This is a genomic window from Streptomyces sp. NPDC058620, from assembly GCF_042717135.1.
Classification (GTDB): Bacteria; Actinomycetota; Actinomycetes; order Streptomycetales; family Streptomycetaceae; genus Streptomyces.
The window spans coordinates 417497-444390 of sequence record NZ_JBHXQO010000001.1 but is presented as its reverse complement, the minus strand read 5'-3'; the positions used below and the strand labels follow the sequence as shown (position 1 = coordinate 444390).

The following is a 26894-nucleotide window of genomic DNA, read 5'->3' as shown; positions in this document are numbered from 1 at the left end:
AGGCCGGACCGAACACCTGGACCGGGACACCTGGCCCGGCGGGTTCACGCGCCGCGGCAGAGGGCGTTGTCGACCAGGTCACGCAGGGCGTCCTCCTGGCGGGCCGCTGTCCGCGGATCGCCGGGGCGGCTGTGCGCGGAGACGGTGACGGTACGGCGGCCGTCCGTCGTGGTGGCGGCCCGGACGACGTAACCGAAGCCGCTTCCGCCGTGGCCGAGGTAACCGCCGCCGCAGGACAGCGGCGTGAAGAACAGCCCCGGGCCGTCCTGTGTGCCCGCGGGGTGGCCACGGTCCTGCGGCACGGGGACGGCGGTTCGCATGGCGGCGAGCGCGGCGGGCGTCAGGAGCCGTCCGCCGGCCAGGGCGGCGAAGAAGTCGTTGACCTCGTCAGCCGTGCCGGTCATCGAGCCGTCGGCCCCACTGTCGAAGGGGCGGTACGGGACCGTGGTGTCGATGAGGGGTCCGTTCTCGGTGAACTGCTGGTAGTTGGAGGCGTGCGGCTGCGGAAGGTGGGGCGAGGTGCCGGGAGTCTCTGTGCGCCGCAGCCCGAGCGGGCGCAGGATGCGTTCGTGGACCTGCTGTTCCCAGGTGCGGCCCGTGACCTTCTCTATGATCATTCCGGCGATCACGTAGTTGGTGTTGGAGTACGCCCAGTCCGTCCCCGGCGGAAAGCCGGGTTCATGGCGCATGGCCATGGCAACGAGCTGCGCGGGCCGGTAGGCGTGCCATCGGTACGTGTAGTAGGTGCGGGCGCCGGGGTCCGGGAACACGTCAGCCGTGTAGTCGTACAGGCCACTGGTGTGCTGGAGCAGGTCGCGGACGGTGATGGCCCGGCCGTCGTTCCCCGCGCCGGAGACGACCCCGGGCAACACCTGCTCCACCGTCTGATCGAGCGACAGCCGCTTCTCGTCCACGAGTTGCAGCATGACGGTGGCGACGTACGTCTTGGTGATGCTCCCAAGACGCAGGTACCCGTTCAGAGGGACCTGACGGCCACTTTCGAGTTCACCGGCACCGGAACGCGCCGTGACGGTCCCGCGGGGCGTCGTCAGCCGGACCGACACCCCTGTGACGCCGGTATCCCGCAGCAGGTCGGCGTCATGCTGCACGGACCCGTCCCCGGCCGGCGGGCGTGAAGTGACCGCAGGGGCCGCGAAGGCTGATGGCACCGACACGGCCAGCGTCAGGACAGCGGCTGACACCCATGAACAACGCGTTCTCATGGCCCGAGGTTAGGAACAGCGGGAGCGTCCGCACGATGCGGGCGACCCCCCAGAACTTCGGGGGCCAACCGGATGGACGGTTCCCTCGTCCGTTCGTCGGTGCCGTCCTTGGCGAACGCCCAGACAGCCAGCGCGAGTGCACTGAACGCGGCGCCCAGTACACACACGGCGCCCCACCCGGCCACGGCGTACAGCGCGGTCGAAGCGATGGCTCCGGCGGCGCTGCCGATCGAGTAGAAGACCATGTAGCCGCCGATCAGACGGCTGCCCGCGTCGGGGCGCAGGGCGTGGATCACGCTCTGGTTGGTCACGTGTACGGCCTGCACGGCGAGGTCGAGAAGGATCACCCCGGCCGCGAGGGCCCAGAGCGAGTGCGTGGTGAACGCGAGGGGCAGCCAGGACAGGGTGAGCACGGCGAGGGCGGCCCCGGTCGTCCGGCGGGCGTGCCCGCGGTCGTTGAGGCGGCCCGCCGCGTTGGCGGCGAGGGCCCCGGCGGCTCCGAGCAGTCCGAACGCGCCGATCGCGGTCGGGGACAAGGACATGGGGGGCTCGCTGAGGACCAGGGCGACGCAGCTCCACAGGGTGCTGAACGCCGCGAAGACGAGGAGCGCGAACAGTGCGCGCCGACGCATCAGCCGTTCGCCGGTGAACAGACGGACGGTGGAGGCGAGCAGGCGCCCGTAGCCCAGCGCGGGTACCGGTGTGTCGCGTGGCGGGATGACGCGGTGGAGTACGAGGGCCGCCGAGCAGGCGAGTACCGCCGACACGAAGTAGACCGAGCGCCAGCCCGCGAGGTCGGCGAGCAGTCCCGAGACGGTACGGGCGAGCAGGATGCCGGTGACGACGCCGCTGGTGACGGCTCCGACGACGCGCCCACGACGCGCCGGCTCGGCGAGCGACGCGGCGCAGGCGACGAGGGACTGGGTCACGACCGCGAAGAGTCCCACCGAGGCCATTGCGGCAAGGAGGACCGTGGCGGTGGTTGCGGTCGCGACGAGGAACAACGCTGCTGCCAGCAGAAGGAGTTGGGCTGTGATAAGGCGTCGGCGGTCGAGCAGGTCGCCGAGTGGGACGACGAAGAAGAGGCCGAGTCCGTACCCGACCTGGGTGAGCGTGACGACAACGCCCAGGGCCGCGGGAGAGAGGGCGAACTCCTTGCCGAGTGTCACCAGGAGCGGCTGCGCGAAGTAGACGTTGGCGACCGCGATCCCGCAGACGACCGCGAAGAGCGCGGTGGCCCCGCGAGGCAAGCGGGTGGCAGTGGACGCCTGGCGCATGGTGGGACCTTCCGTAGAACGGTTGCATCTTGCTACCGGAGACCGTAACCGTGAGTGGTAGCATGATGCAACCGCCTTGAGGGATGGTCGAGGAGCGAAGGAGGCCGCAGTGGTGAAACGGACCCGGTTCGACGACAACGAGTGCCCGGTCGCCCGGTCGGTCGACGCGATCGGGGACTGGTGGTCGCTGCTGATCGTGCGGGACGCGTTCGACGGGAGCCGGCGCTTCGGCGAGTTCCAGCGCAGTCTCGGAGTGGCCAAGAACATCCTGAGCGCCCGGCTCCGCACGCTCGTGGCGGGCGGCATCCTGGATTCGGTCCCGGCAGCAGACGGCGGCGCCCACCACGAGTACGTCCTGACCGAGAAGGGCCGGGGCCTCTTCCCCGTCATCGTCGCGCTGCGCCAATGGGGCGAGGAGCGGTTCTTCGAGCCGGGCGAACCGCGCTCCGAACTCACCGACCGGCGCCACGGACGCCCACTGCGTCCGCTGGAGGTCCGCGCGCACGACGGCCGGCTGCTCGATCCGGATGAGACGGTCGTGCGCAAGCCGGCCGACGAAGCCTCACCCGGCTGAGCTGCCTGCGTTACGGAACAAGCGGAGCGGATCGCTGCGACCCTCGGAGTGCCGAGTCGATGTCCGGCGCCGGCAGCGGTCCGCAGCCGTCGAGGCCGTCGTAGTGGTCCACGTCGGCCCAGCCTCCGGCCCGACGGGCGCCGAAATGTGCCCCGCCGGGCCAAGCGGCCATGCTCTCTGCGGGGCTTCGCGGACGAATCACTCACCGGTCCACGAAAGACCCCTGTGCGTAACCATCGTGACGGCTCGTCAGCTGACTTTCGCATCGATAGTCGACGGCACCGGCAGCGACACACGCAGCCCATCGCGGGGACGCACCCAGACGGGAATTAACCCGACATCACGCACAAGAGCGTCCAGTCAAGTCGTCAATAAAACGCTGCCTGTTGCGGCGAAATCGGACCATACCGGCGCTTCGGGGAATGAGGTGATCCAACGCGCAACCACTCCCCCGCGCGGCTGGAAACACCTTTCTGAAAACCTTGCCCTGCGGCTCGGACTGCCGATACTCTCCGGCGGTGGTGATCGAACGTCAGAGCCATCGGACACGTGGGACCTACATGACTACTGCACCATTCTCGACTTCCGCTCTTTCCCTGCATCACGGTCTGGTCATCGAGAGGGGAGACCTCCCCCTCACTGAACTCCCGCACTCCGACATCACGGACTTGTTCAAAGATCACGGAACTCTGCTGTTCCGTGGATTCGAAGCGAACGCCGAAGATTTCCGTGAGCTGGTTCAACGCTTCTCCACGACGCTGTACTTCCACCAGAATCCCAATCGCGAGACACTGACAGACGACGGTGCGGTTCTCCTTGTCGATGCGCATCGGAACCCCATTCCCGCGCACGCCGAAATGAGCTATTGTCCGCTGCACCCCGGCCTTCAGTGGTTCTTTTGTGTGCAGCCGGCCAGTTCGGGCGGGGCCACAACGGTCTACGACGGCGTGGAAGCGTACAACCGGCTCGCGAAAGAGACGCGTGATCTCTTCGACGAACGGCGTCTGACGTGGCGGCTGCCGTTCCCGACAGGCCCCGAGCACCAGGAGCGGGTGTTCGGGACGTCGGACCGCGAGGAGCTCGACGCGATGTTCGCCGAATACGACGACTTCGCGTACGACTTCGACGACGCCGGGAATCTGAACTGGAATTACACGGTGTCGGCCGTGCCGCAGGCCCCCTATGCCGACGCCCGCACCCTGTGCAACAGCTACTTGGGTTCCGGCGCGATCGTCACCTTCGAAGACGGCTCCCCCATACCGCAGCACTGCCGCTGGGACGCGCTCGACGCCACCGAGCAGGTGGCGGTCGATATCGAGTGGCAGGCCGGGGACATCGTGATGATCGACAACCGGCGCGTCATGCACGGGCGGCGCGGCTTCGAGGACCCGAACCGGAAGGTCGCGGCGATGTTGTCGCGGCCGAACTTCTGAGCAGTCCTCCGTCACCCTCATAGTTTGGACCCTTCTGTGCCCCAACCCGTCGCAGGTCTGGCCGCAACGTCAGCTCCTCCCACCTCCCTGTCCTCCTTCTACGGACAGGCCCTCGATTCCCTGGAGCTCTCGGACCCGGTTCTGCACGGACTGCTCGGGGACGAACTCGACCGGCAGCGGGAGACACTGGCGCTCGTCGCCTCGTGCAGCCCGGTCACGCCCGCGGCGCTGGTCGCCGAAGGCAGCTTCTTCGCCAACGTCACGGCGGAGGGGTATCCGGGCCGGAGGTTCCACGCGGGGTGCGTGAACGTCGACAAGGTCGAACAGCTCGCCATCGACCGGGCGAAGGACGCTTTCGGCGCCCGGTACGCCAATGTCCAGCCGCACTCGGCCAGCACCGCCAACCAGGTCGTCATGACCGCACTGCTGCGCCCGGGCGACCCGATACTGGGGCTCGACCTCGACGCCGGCGGCCACCTCAGCCACGGAGCCTCCGTCAACGCCTCCGGGCGCGTCTTCACTGCGCACAGCTACGGGCTCGGCCCCGACGGGCTCATCGACTACGACGAGGTGCGGGCGGCGGCCCTGGAGCATCGCCCCCGGCTGCTCATCGCGGGCACCACCGCCTATCCCCGTACGATCGACTGGGCGGCGTTCCGGGCGATCGCCGACGAGGTCGGGGCGTTCCTGCTCGCCGACATCACCCACATCGCCGGTCTGGTCGTCGCGGGTCTGCACCCGTCCCCGATGGAGCACGCGCATGTGGTGACGACGTGTACGCACAAGCAGCTGTACGGCCCCCGCGGTGGACTCATCCTCCTCGGGGAGTCCGCGGACATGACGCTCCCGGGCGGCCGGACGCTGGAACAGACCATGCAGGCCGGGGTGTTCCCGCTCATTCAGGGCGCGCCCGTGGTGAACAGCATCGCCGCCAAGGCGTACGCCCTGGGCGCGGCCCGCACTCCGGCGTTCACCGAGACCATGCACCGGGTGCGCACGCTCGCGGCAGAACTCTCGGACGCATTGATACGGCGAGGTATCCGCGTTATTTCGGGAGGCACGGACAACCACATCGTGGTCGCCGACGTCCTCACGTCCTTCGGGATCACGGGTGTCAATGCCGAGAAGGCCCTGGAAGAATGCGGCATTCTCGTCAACAAGAACCGGATCGTCGGTGACACCCACTCGGCCAGGGTGACATCGGGCGTGCGTTTCGGCAGCAACAGCATGGCCGCACGCGCTTTCGACAGCGCGGATGTCGCAGAGATCGCCGGCCTCGTGGTCGAGATTCTCTCCGCCACGAAAAGCACATCTCCCACGACGTACGCGCTCGACCCTTCGGTCCGGACGCGCGCGCAGGAGGAAGTCCAGGAAATGTGCCGCCGCCGCCCCATCGCCGGGTACTGAGGCCGCCGGCGGCTGTCGATACGCCGCCGTTCTTCCTGCCGGATTTCTCCGGCCGAAATGTCAGCAGAGGGAGCCCGGTGGCCCGGGGCCGGTGATCATTCCGGCCCCGCACCGATCCCCGGCCACGGAATCCTCCTGGTCGCGCTCCCCGCTCTCCCCCACCCCAGCCCGGCTCCCGAGCCCACGCCGATGCGAGAACGGTTCATGGACACACAACACTCTGTAGTTGACGTAATCCGCCGCAATGTACGGGAGCGGGGCGCCGACGTAACCTACGAGTTCCTCGCGGAGAGCGGGGGGACCGAGTCGAAGCTCAGCATTCTGGAAATCGACGCGCGTGCGCGCGCCGTGGCGGCGGCCCTGCTCAAGGAAGCCGCACCGGGCTCCCGGGTCATGCTGCTCTATCCGCCCGGCGAACTGTTCGTCGTCGGGTTCCTGGCGACTCTCTACGCCGGAATGGTCGCCGTTCCCGTATACCCGCCGGATCCGATGCGTATCGCCCGCACACTGCCACGGCTCCGTGCGGTCGTCCACAATTCCGACGCGCAGATCGTGCTCTCCACGGAGCTTGTGCAGGCATTCACGGCCGAACTGTTCGGTCAGGCACCGGAGTTGGCCCGGCTTCCGTGGCTGGTCACGGAGCAGGTGATGCTGGGCGGAGCCGAGGAGTGGCGTCCCCCGGTGCTGGCTCCCGAGTCGGTCGCCCTCCTCCAGTACACGTCCGGGTCCACGGGCTCGCCGCGCGGCGTCGTCGTGACGCACGCGAACCTGCTGTCCAACGGCGGTGCGATCGCGGAGAGTTTCGGCCTGACCACCGACGACGTCACCGTCTCGTGGCTGCCCTTCTACCACGACATGGGGCTCCTCGGCGGCGTCCTGCAGCCCATGCTCTCCGGCATATCGAACATCCTGATGTCGCCGCTCGACTTCATGCGCCGGCCCATGCGCTGGCTGGAGACGATCGCGGCGCGCGGGGCGACGGTCAGCGGCGGGCCCAACTTCGCCTTCGACCTCTGCGTAAACAAGAGCACCGAGGCCGAGCGGGCGGGCCTGGACCTGTCGGGCTGGCGGGTGGCGTTCTGCGGAGCGGAGCCCGTCCGGCATCACACGCTGCAGCGGTTCTCCGACGCCTTCGCCGGCAGCGGCTTCGACCCGTCCTCGCTGCTGCCGTGCTACGGCCTCGCCGAGGCGACCCTCTTCGTATCGGGCAGCGGTCGCGGCAACGGTGCGGAGCGTGCCCGGATCGACCGGCAGGCCCTGGAGAAGGGCACTGCCGAGACTAGCCCCGACGGCGACCACGTGGTGTCCTCCGGCCGTGTCGCCGCCGGACACGAGCTCGTCGTGGTGGATCCCGAGACACGCAAGCGCGTCGCGCCGGGCGGCGTGGGAGAGCTCTGGGTCAGCGGTCCGTCCGTCGCCACCGGCTACTGGGGCGACGACGAGGCGACGGCTGCCACGTTCACGGCGCGTCTCGCCGGTGAACAGCGCCCCTTCCTGCGCACGGGCGACCTCGGGTTCACGCGCGACGAGCAGCTCTTCGTCACGGGCCGCCTCAAGGAAATGATGGTGATCCGCGGCCGTAACCTCTACGCCCACGACATCGAGGAGACGGCGCTGCTCGCCACGCCGTGGGCGCGCCCCGGCTGCGGCGCCGTGTTCTCGGTCGAGGTGGAGGACGGCGAACAGTGCGTCGTGCTCCATGAGGTCAAGGCGGACACGCCCGCCGAGCAGTTGGCCGGGGCCGCCGACGCGATCGCCGCCGCGGTGCTCGACGAGTACGGCGTGGCGGTGTCCGACGTCGTTCTGCTGAGCCCGCGGAGTCTGGCGAAGACATCGAGCGGCAAGATCCAGCGCCTCGCCGGGCGCACCGCGTATGTCGACGGTCTGGTCGAGGGCGAGTTGTACCGCCGGGCCGCGACCGGCAGCCCGGCGGCCGGGGACCTCACCCTCGCGTTCCCGTCGCGCGCCGAGCTGGTGCGGCTCCCGCAGGACCAGCGGGTCGAGGAGATCGAGCGCGCCCTGAGCCGCGCCGCCGGACGGCGTGGCGACCTGCCGCGCGCCACCACCGTCGCCGATCTGAACCTGGACTCCCTCGCCGCGGTGGAGCTCGCCTTCCGCGTCGAGGAGCACCTGGGCACCGTCGTCGACCCGACGCTCCTGCTGCGGCCGACGACCTTGCACGAGGTGGCGGTCGCCATCGACGCCCAGCTCCTGCTGGCGCCCCGTCCGTCCGCGCGCAGTGCGGCGGCCGAAGGTGTGACACACACCGGTCCGCTGTCGGCAGGGCAGGAGTCGCTGCTGTTCATCCGCGAGCTCGAAGGCCCGGACTGCCAGCAGAACGTGTCCGTCGCCGTCCGGCTGGCCGATCCCGTCGACCTGGACGTCCTCGCGGCCGCGGTACGCCACCTCGGTGAGCGGCACCCGATCCTGACCTCGCACTTCGGCACCGACGGCAGTCGGAGGCAGCAACGGAGCAACCCGGAAGGCGCGTTCGAGCTCGACGTCCGTGATCTGGCCGGTCTGGCGGAGTCGGCGCTGTATGCGCGGGCGGACGCGTGTGCCCTCGAACCCTTCGACATCGAAGGGGGTGACGTCGCCCGTGCGTGCCTGTTCACCGGAGTCGGCTCCCCCGTTCTGATGCTGGCGCAGCATCACGCGATCACCGACTTCTGGTCCGTGGTGACTCTCCTCGACGAGCTCGCGGGCGTCTACGGCAGCCTGCTCGCCGGGCAGACCCCGCAGTTGCCGCCGGTGGTCGGCTACGAGGAGTTCGTGCGCTGGCAGCAGGACTACGAGCGTTCGCCGCAGTGGCAGGACGACGAGCGCTACTGGCTCGATCTGCTGGCCGGTGAAGTTCACGCCCCGACCCTTCCGTACCAGGAGCGCCCGCAGCACGACAAGGGGGTCGCGCAGCACCGCGTCACGGTCGCGCCGGAGCTCCTCGCCGAGCTGGAGCGGATCGCCAAGGAGTGCGAGACGACACTCTTCTCCGTCCTGCTCGCGGCGTTCGAGGTCCTGGTCGACGCGCACAGCGGTGACGGCGAGTTCATCGTCGGCGCCACGACGACCGGCCGCCCGGAAGCCCGCTTCCGTCACACGCTGGGCTATTTCGCCAACACGATCGCGGTACGCGCCGAGCCCTCGGCCCACGCGAGCGTCGCCGAACTGATCCGCGGCACCGGACAGCAGCTGCGGGAGTCGCTGAGTCACCAGCACTTCCCGTACAGCCGGCTGGTCGAGCTCCTGCGGGCGCGCGGCAACGCCTCGGCCGTCGTCAACGCGGCCGTGGTCTTCGAGCGTCCGCACAATGCCGTCGGGCACGATGTCACCTCCGTGCTGTTCGGTGCCGGCGCGTCGTCCGCGGCGCTCGGTGACCTGACCGTGGAGCCCTTCCCGGTCGGTGTGCTCGCCTCGCAGTTCGACATCACGCTGCACGCCGTTCCCGTCGACGACGCGCTGCTCGCCCATCTGCTGGTGCGCGCGGACCGCTTCGACCCGGCGTTCGCCGAGCAGCTGGCGCGGCAGTACGTCGACCTGCTCGGCCAGATCGCGTCCCGTCGCGAGGCTCCGGTCGGCGCGCTGCGCCTCGCCGGGGCGGCGCAGTCGCTCGCCCGGGCAGACGTCCCGGCGCGGACCGTGCCGGGGATCACCTCGGTCCACGAGCTCTTCGAGGCGACGGCCGACCGTACGCCCGACGCGCTCGCGCTCGTGTCCGGTGACCTCGAACTCTCCTACGCCCAGGTGGAAGCCGAGGCGAACCGTCTCGCGCACGCGTTGCGGCAGCAGGGTCTGGGGCCCGAGGACACCGTGGGCCTTTGTCTGCGGCGCTCCCCCGAACTCGTCATCGCGATGCTGGCCGTCATGAAGTCGGGGGCCGCGTTCGTCCCCCTGGACCCTGGTCTGCCGCAGCCCCGCCTCGCCGACATGGTCGGCGACGCGCGGTGCGCGCGCATCCTCTGCCACGGGGCGACCGCCGAGCTCGCCGGCGTGCTGGGCACCACGCTGCGCGTCGACGGGCAGGGCGGCACCGGGGTGCTCACGCCCGTCGACCGGCCCGAGCCGGCTGTCGGCGGGAACAGCCTCGCGTACGTCATCTTCACCTCCGGCTCGACCGGGCGGCCCAAGGGCGTCCAGATCGAGCACCGTTCGCTGCTGAGCTATCTGCGGTCCTTCCTGGACGCGTTCGACGTCGCCGCCGGAGACCGGGTGCTGCAGTTCGCGCCCCTGACCTTCGACCCGTGCCTGGAAGAGATCTTCTCCACCTGGATCACGGGAGCGACGCTCGTGCTGCGCGACGAGGCGGTGCTGGACTCGCCGGAGCACTTCTGGACCTGGTGCGAGGAGCAGCGGCTCACCCTGGTCGACATTCCCACGGCCTTCTTCCACGTCCTGGTCACCGCCCTCGACAGCGGGATCGCGGTTCCGCCGGCCCTGCGCTCCATCCTCATCGGCGGCGAGGCGGCACACCCCGACAAGCTCGCCCAGTGGTTCGCCGCGGACCGTGCGCACGTCTCCCTGTACAACCGCTGGGGAACGACCGAGACCACGGTCTGCTCGACGGTGGCCCTGCTGGGTCCCGAGTCCGGCAGGGTCACCGGCGCCCGCGACATCTCCGTCGGTGCCGATATGACGGACGCGGTCATCCATGTACTGGACGCCGCGCTCGAACCCGTGGCCGACGGGGTGGTGGGCGAGGCGTACATCGGTGGCGTGGGTGTCGGACGGGGGTACGCCTCGGCGCCGCGCAGGACGGCGGAGCGGTTCGTCCCCGACCCCTTCACCTCGGAGCCCGGCCGCAGGCTGTACGCGACGGGCGACCTCGTACGCCGGTCCGGCGACGGCGAACTCCGCTACATCGGGCGGGCCGACCAGCAGGTCAAGGTCCGCGGCTACCGCATCGAGCTCGGCGAGGTCGACGTGGCGCTGCGCCGCCATCCCGAGGTCGCGGAGGCCGCGGTCGTGGCCTCGCGTGCGTCGGGCGAGACGGAGCTGATCGCCGCCGTCACGGGCGACGGCGTCGACATCGGGCGGCTGCGCGACTGGCTGCACCAGGAGCTCCCGAGCTACATGGTTCCGACCCGCCTGCTCGTGCTGGACCACATCCCGCTCACCTCGAACGGCAAGGTCGACGCCGAGGCGGTCCGGGAGCGCGCGCACGCGGCGGCCCAGTCGGGCGAGTCCGCGGCGATGACCCCGGTGGAGAGCAGGCTCGCGGCCGTCTGGCGCGAGGTGCTCGATGTCGCGGGAGTCGGTCTCGACGACGACTTCTTCGCGCTCGGCGGGCACTCCTTGCGCGCGGCCGACCTCAATACGCGGGTCCGCAAGGAGTTCGGCGTCAAGCCGCCGCTGCGCATGTTCTTCGAGTCGGTGACCGTCCGCGCCCAGGCGGCGCGGCTATCCGAACTGGCTCCGGCGGACGTGGCCCCCGCCCGACGGGCGCCGGAACCGGGCGGCACGACCGAGCCGCGCATGTCCCTCGGACAGCGCCGCCTGTGGTTCCTGGAGAAGTTCGCCCCCGGCTCCAGCGCCTATGTGGTGCCCGGCGTGCTGCGGCTGTACGGCGTGCTCGACCGCGGCGTCCTGAAGAGCGCCCTGGACACGATCGTGGCCCGGCACTCCGCGCTGCGGACCGGCTTCCGGGACGAGGGCGGCACACCGGTTTCCTTCGTCGGGGACGGCCTGACATGCCCCTTCGACCTCGTCGACCGGACCGCGGTCGCCCCGGCGCTGCGCGAGTCGGAGCTGACCTCGCTCGCCGCCGCGTACGCCGGCCAGGCGTTCGCCCTCGACGAGCCGCCGCTCGTCCGCGCGGCCCTCGTGGAGTTCGCGGACGACGAGTCCGCCCTGCTGCTCGCCTTCCACCACATCGTCTCCGACGGCCGGTCCATGGAGATCATCGCGGGTGAGCTGGCGGAGCTGTACGCCCGCCGCACACGGGGCGAGGACGAGGTGGCGCCCGCGCTCACGTACGACTGCGCGCAGTGGGCCGCCGACGAGAGCGCCCGGCTGGACTCCGAGGAGGGGCGGCGTGGGCTGGAGTTCTGGACGCGGCATCTGAGCGACGCCCCGCGCGCGCTGGACCTGCCGGTCGACCGGCCCCGGCCCGCCCTCCAGACCTTCACCGGTGCCCGGGTTCCCCTGGTGCTGAGCCCCGAGGACTCCGCGCTGCTGCGGGGTCTCGCGCGGGAGCAGCAGGCCACCGTGTTCATGGCGCTCTCGGCGTGCATGGCCTCGACGCTGTCGCGACTGTCAGGCCAGGAGCGGGTCGTCATCGGTGTGCCCGACGCCAACCGCCCGGACGACGGGGCGTTCGACGACGTCGTCGGTTTCTTCGTGAACACCGTCCCGCTGTGCATCGAGGCAGCGGGCGGTGACAGCGCCCGGAAGCTCATCGACCGGGCGCGTTCCAGGACGCTGGAGGCCAAGGCGTGGAACTGGGTGCCGTTCTCCGCGATCGTGGAGGCCGTCGGCCACGACCGTGATCCGAGCCGTAGTCCGGTCTTCCAGGCGATCCTCGACGTCCGCAGCGGAGCGCTGCCCTCGCCGGCCATTCCCGGCCTGCGGGTGGAGACGGCTCCGCTGTACACCGGCACCGCCAAGACGGACCTGACGTTCGAGATCACGGACGCCGGGGGCGCGCTGACGGGGTGGCTGGAGTACAACACGGACCTGTTCCTGCCGGAGTCGGCCCAGCACATCGCTCGGCTCTTCGCCGAGACGGCGCGGGCGATGGCGCACGAGCCGGATCACGCTATCTCGACGCCCGGGGCGGCAGCCGTTCTCACGCACTGGCCGTCGGGAACGGACGCCGCGGACGCCGCCGCCGACGTCCTCGGCGTCCTCGGCGCACAGACGGCGGCCGAGCGGGACGACACCTTCTGGGACCGGTTCGAGCGGGTGGCCGAGGCACACGCCGGAGCGGCCGCCCTGGAGAGCGACGCGCGCACGATGACGTACGGGGAGGTACGCGCGCAGGTCGAGCGGCTCGCCCGAGTCATCGCCCGGCAGTTCGCGGTCGCCCCGGGTGATGTGGTCGCCGTGGCGGTGGAGCCGTCCGTCGAGGCCGTGCTCGCCGTACTCGCCGTACAGCGGTGCGGTGCGGCGTACCTGCCGATCGACCCCGCGTACCCGGCGGAGCGCAGGGAGTTCATGCTCGCCGACTCCGGCGCGCTCGGAACGGTGACCCGTGAGCTCGTCGAGGACGCGCTCAGCGGTCCCCCGGTGGCGCATGCGCTGCCCGACGCCCTGCCCGGTTCGGCCGCGTATCTGATGTACACCTCCGGCTCCACGGGCCGCCCCAAGGGGGTCCTGATCTCGCACCGCAGCCTCGCCAACCTGGCTGTCACGCAGGCCGGTTGCTTCGGCATCACCGCCGCATCGCGGATGCTCCAGTTCGCCAGCATGAGCTTCGACGCCTCCGTGTGGGAGATCTTCCCGACCCTGGCGTCGGGCGGCACGCTGTGCGTCGTCGCGCGGGACCACGCCCTGGTGGGCGAGACCCTGGCGCGGGTCCTGGAGGATCGCGCGGTCACGGTCTGTCTGCTGCCGCCTTCGGTGATCGCCTCGCTCCCCGAGCGGGCGCTGCCCCGGCTCGAAACCCTCGTCTCGGGCGGTGAGGCGGCCCGCAGCGACCTGATCGCACGCTGGCAGCCGGGCCGCCGCTTCGTCAACGCGTACGGGCCGACCGAGGGGACGGTCGCGGTCACGGCGTCCGACTGCCTGCCGGACCGTCCCGTATCGCTGGGGTCGGTCCTGCCGGGCGCCACCGCCCACATCCTCGACTCCGGTCTGCGTCCGGTGGTGACGGGCGCGATCGGTGAACTCCACGTCGGCGGCGCCGGTCTGGCCCTCGGCTACCACAACCGGCCCGCGCTGACGGCCGCGCACTTCCTGCCGGACCCGTTCTCGGGTGTTCCCGGTGCACGGATGTACCGGACGGGCGACCTCGTACGCCTGCGCGCCGACGGAACGCTGGACTACTGCGGCCGTTCCGACAGCCAGGTCAAACTGCGTGGCTACCGGATCGAGCCCGCGGAGATCGAGTCCGTCCTGCTGGCGGACGCCGGGGTGTCCGAAGCGGTGGTGAGGCGGATGGACGGGGTGCTGGTGGCCTACGTCGAGGCCGCCGATCCGGCGCTGACCCCGGCGGTGTTCGCGCAGCGCTGCACGGCGGCGCTGCCCGCCCACATGGTGCCGGCCGCCTTCGTCGTACGCCCGGAGCTGCCGCGCCTGCCCGGTGGCAAGGCCGACATCGGCCGGTTCGGCCGTCCGCAGCGGGACGACTACGTCAGCGGCGGGTTCACCCGGCTCGAAACGGACACCGAGCGCGCCGTCGGCCGTATCTGGTCCGAGGTGCTGGACCTCGCGACGATCGGAAGCAGCGACGACTTCTTCGCGGTCGGCGGGCACTCCCTGCTCGCCACGGTGATCACCTCACGGGTGGGTGAGGAGCTGGGCCGCGACATACCGCTCCGGGCCCTGTTCGAGGCGCCGGTGCTGCGCGACTACGCCGCTCTGTGCGAGCGCGCCGTGCCGGGCACCGCGACGGGTGCCATCGCGGCCCACGCCCGTGGCGACGACGCACCGCTGTCCCTCATGCAGGAACGGCTGTGGATCCTCGAAGAGCTCGAACGGGGCTCGGGGCAGCCGGACGCCTCCAGTGGCCTCTACCACCTGGCGGGCGCGATCCGGCTCTCCGGGGCCCTGGACGAGGGCGCGCTGCAACGCGCCGTCACACGTCTCGTGGAGCGGCACACGACGCTGCGCACCACCCTGGCCGACACCGGCGACGCACTGACGCAGCGCACCCTCGACCACGTCGACGTCCACCTGTCCCGGTCGATTCTCACCGGCGCCACCGTCGAGCAGCGCGCCGCCGAGGCCATGGACGTCGTGGCGCGCGAAGCGACGACCCCGATGGATCTGGCGACCGGCCCGCTGTTGCGTGTACGGCTGCTGGAGATCGGGCAGGACGACGCGGTACTGGTTCTGACGCTGCATCACATCGTCGGTGACGGCTGGTCGATGGAGATCCTCAAGCGGGATCTGACGCACTTCTACGCGGACGAGGTGAGCCGGGAGCCGATCGCTCCGCTGCCGCCGCTGGACGTGACCTACGAACAGTTCGCCCGGTGGCAGCGCCACCAGTTGGACTCGGGCGGTCTCGACGGTTCCGTCGCGTACTGGTGCGAGCAGCTCGACGGCCTGCCCAGGCTCACACTGCCGATGGCCCGCAGGAGTGCGGAGCCGGTGACCGCGCGCGGTCACCGTGTGCGGGCGGAGATCCCCGCCGCGCTGCGCTCGGGCATCGAGCGGCTCGCCACCGGTTCCGGTGCGACGAGCTTCATGGTGCTGGCCGCGGCGCTTCAGGTCACGCTCGGCCGCCTCGCCGGTCAGCGCGACTTCGGGATCGGCGTACCGATCGCCGGGCGCCGCCACCGCGAGGTGGAAGACCTCATCGGCTTCTTCATCAACTCGATGGTGCTGCGCGCCGATCTCTCCGAGAACCCCTCCTTCGCCGAGCTGCTGGGCCGCGTCCGCGCGACGACGCTCGACGCGTACGAGCACCAGGACGTGCCGTTCGAGACGCTGGTCGGGAAGCTCGCCCCCGAGCGTGATCTGACCACGACGCCGCTGTTCCAGGTCTACCTCAACATGCTCAACATCCCGCGGCGGAAGGCCGAGTTGCCGGGTCTGGAGGTCAGCTCGTTCTCCGTGCCCGACCTGGGCGCGAAGTTCGATCTGACCTTCTACGTGGAGGCCGCGGGGACGGCCTTCTCGCTCGACCTCGTGTACGCCGCCGACCGGTTCGACGAGCCGGCGATGAACGAGCTGCTCGCCCAGTGGGTCCGCGTCCTGGAACAGGCCGTCGCCGACAGCGGGCAGCCGATCGACTCCCTGCGGCTGGACACGCCGGAGGCACGGCGCCGGCTGCCCGACCCGACGGAACCGCTGGACGCGACCTGGTTCGGTTCCGTCGTCGAGCAGTTCGAGGACTGGGCGGCGCGCGAGCCGCGGCGCACCGCGATCAGTGAGCCCGGACAGGACCTCACCTACGGGGACCTCGCACGGGGCACCTCGGCGCTGGCCGGCATCCTCACGCGGAACGGTGTGGCGAAGGGTGACGTGGTCGCCATCTACGGCGAGCGTTGCGCATCGCTCGTGTGGGCGATCCTCTCCGTCATGCGGACCGGCGCCTCGTTCGCCATCCTCGACCCCAGCTACCCCGCTCACCGCATCGCCGACTGCCTGGCCGTGGCCCGGCCCACCGCCTTCCTGCAACTGGAGAGCGCCGGGGCCGTGCCGCTCGCCGTGGAGAGCGCCCTTCAGGAGCACGGGCTGCGGTGCCGCTTCGAGCTCCCGGCGAATCTCGACGACGCGCGGCATCTGCTGCCGCAGGGCCTGGAGCCGCCGGAGGCCGTCGCGGTGGGACCGAGGGACTGTGCGTACATCGCCTTCACCTCCGGGTCCACCGGCAAACCGAAGGGCATCCGGGGCTCGCACGGCTCCCTGACGCACTTCGTTCCGTGGATGACCGAGACCTTCGGGCTCCGTGACACCGACCGCTACAGCATGCTCTCCGGGATCAGCCACGACCCGCTGCACCGCGAGGTGTTCACCCCGCTGGTGACGGGGGCGACGATCTGTGTCCCCGCCCAGGTGGACGTGGAGACGCCGGGACGGCTCGCGCAGTGGTTCCGCACGCAGCAGATCTCGGTGAGCCACCTGACCCCGCCGATGGCCAGGCTGTTCGACCAGCTGACGATCGCGCCGGGCACCATGCCGTGGCTGGAGCGGGTGTTCTTCCTCGGTGACGCGCTGACCAGCCGTGACGTGCGGGCCATCACCCGTATGGCGGGCTCGGCGACCTGCGTCAACCTGTACGGCTCCACCGAGTCGCAGCGGGCGGTCGGCTACTTCGTGGTGCCCGCGGCCGACGGAACCGCCGACGAGGACCCGGGGGTGACCTATCCGCTCGGACGCGGCATGAAGGACGTCCAGCTCCTCGTGCTCAACGAGGCGGGCAACCCGGTGGGCATCGGCGAGGCGGGCGAGATCGTCATCCGCTCCCCGCACCTGGCGCTCGGCTACGCCCACGACCCGGAGCTCAGCGCCGCCAAGTTCCTCAAGGGGCCGTTCACCGACAGCGCGGACGACCGTGTGTACCGCACGGGCGACCTCGGCAGGTACCTGCCCGACGGGTCCGTGACCTCGCTCGGACGGGCCGACAACCAGGTCAAGATCCGCGGCTATCGCGTCGAAATGGACGAAGTCCAGCGGGCGATGCGTACGGTGCCCGGCGTGCAGGACGCCCTCGTGGTCGCACGGGAGGACGCGAGCGGTGAGACCACACTGATCGCCTACATGGTGACGAAGCCCGGGGCCAAGGTCGCCGGCCACGACGTCAGGGCCGCCGTGGGTACGCGCCTCCCGGCGTACATGGTGCCCTCCTCCGTCGTACCGCTGGACGCGTTCCCGCTGACGCCCAACCGCAAGATCGACCGGGCGGCGCTCCCCGAGCCGTCCAGCCTGCCGGGAACGCACGAGGAGGGTCAGCAGGCGGTGGCGTCCCCCACCGAGGAGCTGGTAGCCGGTGTGTGGCAGGACGTGCTGGGTGGTCCCCGCGTGCTGCCCGACGACAACTTCTTCAACCTGGGCGGTCACTCCCTGATGGCGACGCAGGTCGTCTCGCGCGTCCGCCGGGTGTTCGGCTGCGAGATCGCGCTGCGCACGCTTTTCGAGAAGCAGACGGTCCGGCAACTGGCCGCGCACATCGACTCGTTGGCGGGTGGCGCGAAGCCGTCCGAGCCGATCCCCGTGCTGCCGCGCAGCGGCCCGCTCCCCTCGTCGTACGGGCAGGAGCGGCTGTGGATCCTCGACCAGCTCGAAGGTGACACGGGTGCCTACAACAGCGCCACGGTCGTGCGGATGCGCGGCCCGCTCGACAGGGTGGCGCTGTCCGGGACGCTGGACGAACTCGTCCAGCGGCACGAGGTGCTGCGTACGCGGTTCGTCATGGACGAGGGGATGGTCCACCAGATCGTCGAGGACGGCGCGGGCATGACCATGCCCCTCGACTTCGTCGACCTGAGCGACGAGCCCCAGGAGACGGTCGAGCGGCGCTGGCAGGACTGCGTCGAGGAGGCGGCGAAGACCCGCTTCGACCTCGGCCGGGCCCCACTGGAGCGTGCGACCCTGATCCGCGTCTCCGCCGAGGACCATGTCGTCGTCCTCACCGTCCACCACGTGGTGGCCGACGGCTGGGGCCTCCAGATAGTCGTACGCGACTTCGCCGCGCTCTACCGGGCCCGGTGCCAGGGCATGGCCTCCCCGCTGCCGGCGCTGGACGTCCAGTACGCCGACTGGTCGAGCTGGCAGCGGGCCCGGGTCGAGCAGGGTGACTACGACGCCCAGCTCGACTTCTGGCGTGAGACCCTCGCCGAGCCGCCGTCGCTGCTGGAGTTCCCGGCGCAGCTGTCCCGGCCGGCGACGATGACCAACCGGGGCAGGACCGTGCGCCGTGTCATCTCCGCCGAGCTGGTGGACGGGGTCCGCCGGATCGGCCGCGAGCACAACGCGACGCTGTTCATGACGCTGCTCGCCGCGTTCAACTGCCAGTTGCACCGGTACAGCGGGGCCGGGGACATCGCCGTCGCCACTCCGGTGTCGACGCGTTCGGTCGAGATCGAGGACGTGGTCGGGTTCTTCGTGAACACGATCGTGTTCCGCAACCGGCTGTCGGGCGAGGACACCTTCGCGGATCTGCTGGACAGCGTGCGCACGACGACCCTGGCGGCCTACGCCAACCAGGACGTGCCCTTCGACCGTGTCGTGGACGCGTTGCAGCCCCACCGTGATCTCAGCATGAGCCCGCTGTTCCAGGTGATGTTCACGCTCCACAACGCGCCGTACTCGGAGATCGACCTCGGCGAGCTCAAGCTGGAGCGGCTGCACGCCCCCACCAGTACCGCCAAGTTCGACGTCAGTCTCGACCTGGCCGAGGACGCGGACGGCCTGCACGCGATGCTGGAGTTGAACGCGGACCTGTTCGACGCGGAGGCGGGCGAGCAGCTCCTCGACCACTTCGAGGCGCTGCTGGCCGGCATCGTCGACGATCCGCGGACCACGGTGGCCGGACTGGAGATCCGGCCGGAGGCCGAGGCCACGGCGCAGGACGCGCTGGCCACCGGTCCGGACGCCTTCGCACCGCCGGCCACGTCCGAGGCGCTGGAGCGCTGGTCGCGGCTGACGCCCAACGCTCCGGCCGTGATCGACGGCGACCGCGTCTGGAGCTACCGCGAGCTGCGCGACCGTGTGGCGGCGCTTGCCGGGCGGTTGTCCGGCGCGGCCACCACGCCCGAGCCAGCGGTGATGGTGTGCGCGGAGCGTTCCGCGCAGTACATCGTCGCGGCCCTGGCCTGCGGCGAGATCGGGGCGACGTACGTCCCGGTCGCCCCGGCCGTTCCCGACCGGCGGATCGCCGCGATGCTGGAGCGGCTGGGCGGGGTCGTCGCGGTGACCGACGACGAGCAGACGGCGCGTGTGGCCGCTCTGCTCGGTACCTGCGCCCACGACAGCGCCCATCTGGTCCTCGACGAGGCCGCACCCGCGGACGGGGCGCCGGCGCTGGGGCTGCACCCGTCCCCTGCCCGTCAGCGCGCCTACGTCATCTTCACCTCGGGGACGACCGGGGAGCCCAAGGGCGTCGAGATCGAACAGGCCGGTCTGCTCAACCACCTGGAGCTGATGGCCCACGAGCTGGAGCTGTCCCAGGACGACGTCATCGCGCAGACGGCCTCGCAGTCGTTCGACATCTCGGTGTGGCAGATGCTCGTCGCCGTGATGCGCGGAGCCACCGCGGTCGTCAGCCGCGACGAGACCAGCCGTGACGCCGGGGCGCTGACCACCCTGGTGCGGGAGCGGGACGTCACCGTGCTGCAACTCGTCCCCGGCATGATCAGGGCCCTGCTCGATCAGGCCGATGAGGAGGACCTGCGGTCGCTGCGCTTCCTGATCGCGACCGGTGAGGCGCTGCCGCCGGACCTGTGCGCCCGGTGGCTGCGCCGCTTCCCCGGCATCCCGCTGGTCAACGCGTACGGTCCGGCGGAGTGTTCGGACGACACCCACCTCGCCGTCCTCGCGCCGCAGCCCGCCGACCGGGCGGTCACGATCGGCCGCCCCGTCGCGGGTGTCACCAGTCATGTCGTCGACGAGGCGGGCCGGTCCGTACCGTTCGGGGTGTCCGGCGAGCTCGCCATCGGCGGCCCCGCCGTGGGGCGCGGCTATCTCGGGGACCCGCGGGCGACCGCGGAGCGTTTCGTCCCCGACCCGTACTCCGCACGCCCCGGCGCACGGCGCTACCGCACGGGTGACCGGGCCCGACTGCTGCGCGACGGACGGCTGGAGTTCCTCGGCCGTTTCGACGACCAGCTCAAGGTCCGCGGTTTCCGGATCGAGGCCGGTGAGGTGGAGACGGCCCTGTGCGACCTGGCCGGGGTGAGCGAGGCGGCCGTCGTCCTGCGCGACCTGGACGGGGAGGCCACGCTGATCGGGTGTCTCGCGGGCAGTGAACGCGATCCGGCCGTGGTCGCCGCCGCTCTCGGCGCGCGTCTGCCGAAGTACATGGTCCCCAGTGGCTATGTGTTCGTCGACCGCCTTCCGCGTACCCCCAACGGCAAGGTCGACCGGGCCGCCCTGCAAGGGGAGGACATGGTGGTCGAGCGGGTGCGCAGGCACTTCGAGGAGCTCGTCACACCGACCGAACGGCTCGTCGCCTCGCTCTTCGGGGAACTGCTCGGCACACCGGCCGTCGGCGCCCTGGACGACTTCTTCGCGCTCGGCGGTCACTCGCTGCTCGCCACCCGTCTGGTGTCAGAGCTGGCCGCGCGGACGGATACCGAACTGCCGCTGCGCACCGTCTTCGAGGAGGCGACAGTACGGAGCATCGCCACCGCACTCGACCAGATGCAACTGCAGAGCCTCAGCGAGGCGGACCGGCTCGAACTCGAAGCACTCCTCGCCGGAGTGAGCGACGACGAGGCGCGTGCGCTGCTCGCTTCCGATGACGAGGGGAACGCGTGATGGCGCACACCGACACGGGACAGGATTCGTTGGAGAACCTGTCCGACGCCAAGCGCGAGCTGCTGGCTTCGCTGCTGCTGGCCCGGGGCAGGAAGCGGGCCGCCGGCCGGATGATCCAGCGACGCGACCCGGCGCTGCCGGCACCGCTCTCGCGGGGGCAGGAGCAGCTGTGGGTCGCCGAATCGCTGGCGGACGGGCAGCCGCTGTACAACGTCCCCTACGGTCTGCGGCTCCGGGGCGATCTGGAGGTGCCCGCCCTGCGGGCGGCGCTCGACGGCATCGTGGCCCGGCACGCCATCCTGCGCACCGTCTACCGCAGGCGTGAGGACAGCGGCCTGGAGCAGCTCGTCGAGCCTGCCGCGCCCGTCGCGCTGCCGGTGGAGGAAGCGGCGGACGAGGAGGCCGCGTTCGCCGCGGCACAGCGCGAGGCGGCGGCGCCGCTCGATCTGCACTCCGGGCCGGTCGTGCGCGGGCGCCTGTTCCGTATCGCGGCCGATGACCACCTGCTGGTCCTGGTCGTCCACCACATCGCGACCGACGCCTGGTCGGTGGGCGTGCTGCTGGAGGATCTCGCCGAGCTGTACGACGCCGCGCGCTCGGCGCGCGAGCCTCGGCTGCCCGCGCTCGGCATCGACTACGCGGACGCGGCGGCGCACGAGCGGGGGCGGGAGCCCGAGGACTACGACGCTCTCGTCGGCCAGTGGCGTGAGCGGATGGCCGGGGCCAGCCCCCTCGCGCTGTCGCCGAGCGCGGACCCGGACACGGCGCGGACGGGCAACCGTGTCCGCCGTCATTGGGACGGCGGGCTCGGCCACGCGCTCCAGCGGGTGGCCGACGCGCGGCGTACGACGGTGTTCAACGTGATGCTGACTGCGTACGCCGTGCTGCTGCACCGCTACACCGACACGTCCAGGTTCGCCATCGGTACGGTCATGGCGAACCGCGGCCGCCAGACCGACCCGCTGATCGGCTACTTCGCCAACACCGTGCCGGTGGTCGCGGACGTGGCGCCAGGGGCGGCCCTCTCGGACGTGCTCGCAGGGGTGACGCGGCAGTCGCTGTGGGCACGCGAGCACCAGGTGCCCTTCGACGTGCTCGTCGACGGGCTCGCTCCGCGGCGTTCGCTGGCCGGCAGTCCCCTCTTCGAGGCCATGTTCGTGTTCAACAACGCGCCCGGTCACGAACTGCGTCTGCCGGGGCTGACCCTGTCCCCCGCCCATCTGCACTCCAGCACGGCGAAGTTCCCCCTGGACCTGTCCTGTGCGGTCGCGGACGACGACGTGATGGTGTCGCTCGAATTCGACGCGTCGGTGCTCGACGACGAGGGGGCCCAGCGCCTGCTCGGGCACTACCGGAACCTGTTGGAGAGCCTGTGCGCGCGCCCCGGGCTGCTGGTGGACGAGGTGGACATGTTGACGCCGGCCGAACGTGAGCTGGTGATCGGCACGTGGAACCGTACGGAGCAGGAGTTCCCCTCCGCAGCGACCGCGCACGGCCTGTTCGAGGAGTGGGCGGACCGCGCGCCCGGCGCCGTGGCCGTCGTGTGCGGCGAGGACACCGTCACGTACGGCGAGCTCGACGCCCGCGCCAACCAGCTCGGCCACACCCTGCTCGCTCGGGGCTGCGGCCGCCACGAACGCATCGGTGTGTGTCTGGAGCGCGGGATCGACCTCGTCGTCGCCCAGCTCGCCATCGCCAAGATCGGCGCGGGATACGTCCCGCTCGACCCGGCCTATCCGCAGGAGCGCCTGCAGTGGATGCTGGCCGACTCGGGCGCGCGCTTCGTCATCGGCGGCGCGGCGGTCGTCGGGGGCCCGGGCGCCGAGGTGACGGCCGTCGAGATCGCGTCCGCCGCTTCCTCCCCCGTGTCGCGTCCCTCCGTCGAGGTGCGGCCCGAGGACCTGCTGTATCTGATCTACACCTCGGGTTCGACGGGCCTGCCCAAGGGCGTTCTGCTCGATCACCGGGGCCGTGTCAACAACTTCACCGACTTCAACCGGCGCTTCGGCGTCGGACCCGGCGACCGGGTCTTCGGTGTGTCGGCGCTGGCCTTCGACATGAGTGCGTACGACGTGTTCGGCACGCTCATGGCGGGTGCGACGCTCGTCTTCCCGACGCCCGACGACGAACGCTCGCCGGATCGCTGGATCCAGGCGATCGAGCGCGAGGGCGTCACGGTCTGGCACTCCGTCCCCGCACTGTTCGGACTGCTGATCGAGGAGGCGGAGGCCCTGTCCGGCGGCCGCCTGCCGATCCGGCTGGTGCTGCTCGGCGGCGACTGGATTCCGCTGGCGCTCCCGGCCCGGGCACGCGGGCATCTGAGCGAGGGCGCGCAGGTGGTCAGCATGGGCGGGGCCACCGAGGTCTCGATGGACTCGACGATCCATGTGATCGAGCGCGTCGACCCGCTCCGCCGGAGCATCCCCTACGGCGCCCCGATGGCCAACCAGACCGCGTACGTCCTCGATTCGACGCTGTCCCCGCTGCCCGTCGGCGTCGCCGGCGAGCTGTACCTCGGTGGTACGGGCGTGGGCTGGGGCTACCACAACCGGGCCCGGCTGAGCGCCGAGCGCTTCCTTCCCGATCCGTTCGCCGCCGCTCCCGGAGCGCGGATGTACCGCACGGGCGACCGCGCCCGGTGGATGCCGGACGGCGATCTCGAACTCCTCGGTCGCATCGACTTCCAGATCAAGATCAACGGATATCGGGTCGAGACCGGAGAGATCGAGGCGGCGCTCCGCGACCTGCTCGACGGGGGTTCCTGCCTGGTGGCGGCCCACGGGGCACGCGACGGGGCCAAGACCCTCGTGGCGTACGTCGTCTCCACGCCCGGCGCCGAGGTGCCGAGCGACGACGAGCTCGAACGGGCCCTGGCGACGCGCCTGCCGCGGCACATGGTCCCCGCGGCCTTCGTCCGGCTGGACGCCTTCCCGCTGACGAGCAACGGGAAGATCAACCGGAGTGCGCTGCCCGCCCCGGTGGCCGCGGCCCGCCGCGGACGCGGAGCGGAGAGCGGCACCGAGCGGACGCTCGTGACCCTGTGGCGCGAGGTGCTGGGCATCGACGAGGTCCCGGTAGACGCGGGCTTCTTCTCGCTCGGCGGCAACTCCATCGCGGTCATCCGGATGGTGAGCGCCGCCCGCCGGGCGGGGCTGACCATCACCCCGCGCATGGTCTTCTCCCATCAGACGATCGAGACCCTGGCGAAGGCACTCGACGAGGCCGGCGCCCCCGCCGCCGCCGAACCGCCCCGCGCGCGGCCGCGGGACACCCGCCCCGTGGCGACGCCCAGCCAGCGCCACATGTTGACGGTGCTGGAGACCGAACCGGTTCCGGGCCTGTACCGGATGCAGTCGACGACCCAGCTGCCCTTCGCCGTCGATCCGGATGCCTTCACGGACGCCTGGCGCCGGCTCTCGCGACGTCACGCCTGTCTGCGCACCGGCTTCCGGCGCGCGGAGGACGGCACCTGGCTGCGTGTGGTGGCGGAAGACGTGGAGCCTGCCGTCGAGGTGCTCGACTGGAGCGACCGCGAGGAGCGCACGCTCGCCGACGAGCTGATCGGCCATCTGGAGAGCGAGCGTTCCCACCCCGTCGACGTGGCCGCTGCCCCGCTGTGGCGGGTGTGGCTGGTCCGTGGTCCGTCCTCGTGGTGGATGGGGCAGGTCCAGAGCTATCTGCTGGCCGACGGCTGGTCCAACCTGGTGCTCCTCGACGAACTGCTGGAGATCTACCTCGCCACCGTCCAGGGTCAGCAGGCCCAGCTCCCGCCGGTCGTGGAACTCGGCGTTCTCGGTGACGAGTCGGACCTGGAGAAGGACACCGCGTTCTGGCGGCAACAGCTGGCGGGGGCGCCCTCGGCCCGGCTGGCCGCCGCGCCCGGCCTGCTCGGCCCCTCGCGGTTCGCGCGGGTGGCGGCGCGCCTGGAGCCGTCTGTGGGCGAGGCGTTGCGGGCACGCGCCGCGGAGCACGGGCACACGTTCTCGACGTGGGTGTGCGCGGGCTGGGCCCTGCTCGCCGCGGCGCGCCTGGAGCGGGCCGATGTCACCGTCGGCGTCGTGTCGGCAGGCCGCGACCGCGCGTACGAAGGTGTGGAGCGTGCGGTCGGACTCTTCATCGCCGCTCTACCCGTACGGGTCGCCGTCGACTGGGACGAGCCGCTTGCGGACCTGCTCGACCGCTTCCAGCTCGCCCGGGTCGAGGGCGCCGAGCGGACGTCGGTGGACACCGGGGTTCTTCAGCGGATGGGCACGGACGACGGCCCGCTGTTCGACTCGGTGGTCGTCGTCGCCAACTATCCGGTCTCGTCGGCCCTGCGCGCCCAGCAGGAGTCGGCCGGGGAGCCGGGTGCCGAGAGCGACGGCACCCGCAACCAGACCGAGTTCTCCCTGCGCCTCGACGTCACCGACGATGCCGAGTCCCGCATCGTGCTCTCGTACTACGGCGATCGCCTGAGTGACTCCGAAGCCGGGCGGCTGCTCGACGACTACCTCGCACTGCTGGGCGCCATGGCCCGCACACCTGCGTCCACCCCGGGGCAGGTCCGCCCTCCCCACCATCTGACTGGAGCCTCCCGATGACCGAACTCGCGGCCGTAGCCGACCCCACGCAGGTGTTCGATGAGCGCGAATCCAACACCCGCTCGTACTGCCGCGTGTTTCCCGCCGTCCTGTCCTCGGCGCGGGGCAGCACGGTCGTCGACCAGAACGGCAGGGCGTACCTGGACTTCTTCGCCGGAGCCGGCGCCCTCAACTACGGCCACAACCACGAGCACATCAAGCGGCAGGTGGTCGACTACCTGTCGCAGGACGGGCTGGTGCACGCGCTCGACTTCTACACCCCGGCCAAGCGTGACTTCCTGGAGCGCTTCTGCCGGGAGGTGCTGGAACCGCGCGGTCTGCGGCACCGCGTGCAGTTCTGCGGCAGTACGGGCACGGACGCCGTCGAGGCGGCCCTCAAACTGGCGCGCAAGCACACCGGGCGGTCGAAGGTCATCGCCTTCTCCGGTTCGTACCACGGGGTCAGCCGGGGCAGCCTCGCGGCGACCTCGGACCTCACCCTGCGCAAGGCCGCGGGCATACCGCTCGACGAAGTGACCTTCCTGCCCTTCCCTGTGGGACCGGGCGGCCCGTTCCCGAGCGTCGCCCTGCTGGAGCGGTTCCTGACCGACGATCTGTCGGGCGTCGAACTGCCCGCGGCCGTGATCCTCGAAGTCGTCCAGATGGAGGGCGGTGTCTACCGCATCCCCGACGCGGATCTGCGACGGCTGCGCGAACTCTGCGACGCGTACGGCATCGTGCTGATCGCCGACGAGATCCAGGCCGGCTGCGGCCGGACCGGCGGGTTCTTCTCCTTCGAGCAGGCGGGGATCGTTCCGGATCTGATCACCGTCTCCAAGTCGATCAGCGGCCTGGGGCTGCCGATGTCGCTCCTGCTCATCGGCGAAGGTCTGGACGCGTGGGACGTCGGCGACCACCCGGGCACGTTCCGCGGCAACCAGCTCGCCTTCGTCGCCGCCTGCGCGGCCCTCGACCTGTGGCGGACACCGGAGTTCGTGACCCACGCCGCGGCGGGCGCCGAGCTGCTGCGCACGTTCTGGGAGAAGAACACCCTGCCCGGCGTCGAGGTCCGCTGCGAGGGCCACGCCGTGGGCATCGACCTGACCGCCGTCGGCGGAAGGGCCCTGGCGAGCGCCGTGGTCACCGAGTGCTTCGAGCGCGGTCTGATCGTGGAGTCGACCGGTCGCGGCAAGGCGGTCCTCAAGCTGCTGCCCGCTCTGAACATGGACCTTGACGCGTTGACGCGCGGCTGCGAGCTTGTCCACGCAACGCTTCGGTCCCTCCTTTCCCACGCGCCCCTCCCTGAAGCCTCAAGCATTTCCCTCGCCGAGAACATCTAG

General features: G+C 70.9%; 8 protein-coding genes. 6 read left to right on the top strand and 2 right to left on the bottom strand.

The window, feature by feature from the left end; genetic code table 11:
- Positions 1 to 44 precede the first annotated feature (44 nt).
- Positions 45 to 1109, bottom strand: coding sequence for a serine hydrolase domain-containing protein (locus tag ACFWSK_RS01890; protein WP_383780569.1), 1065 nt, complete (start codon positions 1107 to 1109; stop codon positions 45 to 47).
- Positions 1110 to 1219: 110 nt separating this feature from the next.
- Positions 1220 to 2500 carry an MFS transporter gene (locus tag ACFWSK_RS01885; RefSeq protein ID WP_383780567.1) on the bottom strand — a complete coding sequence of 427 codons (1281 nt, stop codon included), beginning with the start codon at positions 2498 to 2500 and terminating at the stop codon, positions 1220 to 1222.
- A 109-nt stretch (positions 2501 to 2609) separates the two neighbouring features.
- Here ACFWSK_RS01885 and ACFWSK_RS01880 point away from each other — a divergent pair, with 109 nt between their 5' ends.
- From ACFWSK_RS01880 to ACFWSK_RS01855, 6 genes are all read left to right on the top strand, one after another.
- On the top strand, positions 2610 to 3074 hold the full coding sequence (locus tag ACFWSK_RS01880; protein ID WP_383780565.1) for a winged helix-turn-helix transcriptional regulator: 465 nt from the start codon (positions 2610 to 2612) through the stop codon (positions 3072 to 3074).
- A gap of 518 nt (positions 3075 to 3592) precedes the next feature.
- On the top strand, positions 3593 to 4507 hold the full coding sequence (locus ACFWSK_RS01875) for a TauD/TfdA family dioxygenase (protein WP_383780562.1): 915 nt from the start codon (positions 3593 to 3595) through the stop codon (positions 4505 to 4507).
- Positions 4508 to 4531: 24 nt separating this feature from the next.
- Complete coding sequence (gene glyA, locus ACFWSK_RS01870; protein ID WP_383780560.1) at positions 4532 to 5914, top strand: serine hydroxymethyltransferase; 1383 nt, start codon at positions 4532 to 4534, stop codon at positions 5912 to 5914.
- Between the two features lie 204 nt (positions 5915 to 6118).
- Positions 6119 to 20995, top strand: a complete 14877-nt coding sequence (locus tag ACFWSK_RS01865; RefSeq protein WP_383780557.1) for an amino acid adenylation domain-containing protein — start codon at positions 6119 to 6121, stop codon at positions 20993 to 20995.
- Complete coding sequence (locus ACFWSK_RS01860; RefSeq protein ID WP_383780554.1) at positions 20995 to 25575, top strand: amino acid adenylation domain-containing protein; 4581 nt, start codon at positions 20995 to 20997, stop codon at positions 25573 to 25575. The genes ACFWSK_RS01865 and ACFWSK_RS01860 overlap by 1 nt, the downstream gene beginning before the upstream one ends.
- Positions 25572 to 26894 (top strand): diaminobutyrate--2-oxoglutarate transaminase, encoded by a 1323-nt coding sequence (locus ACFWSK_RS01855; RefSeq protein ID WP_383780551.1) that lies wholly within the window; start codon positions 25572 to 25574, stop codon positions 26892 to 26894. Before ACFWSK_RS01860 ends, ACFWSK_RS01855 begins: the two co-directional genes overlap by 4 nt.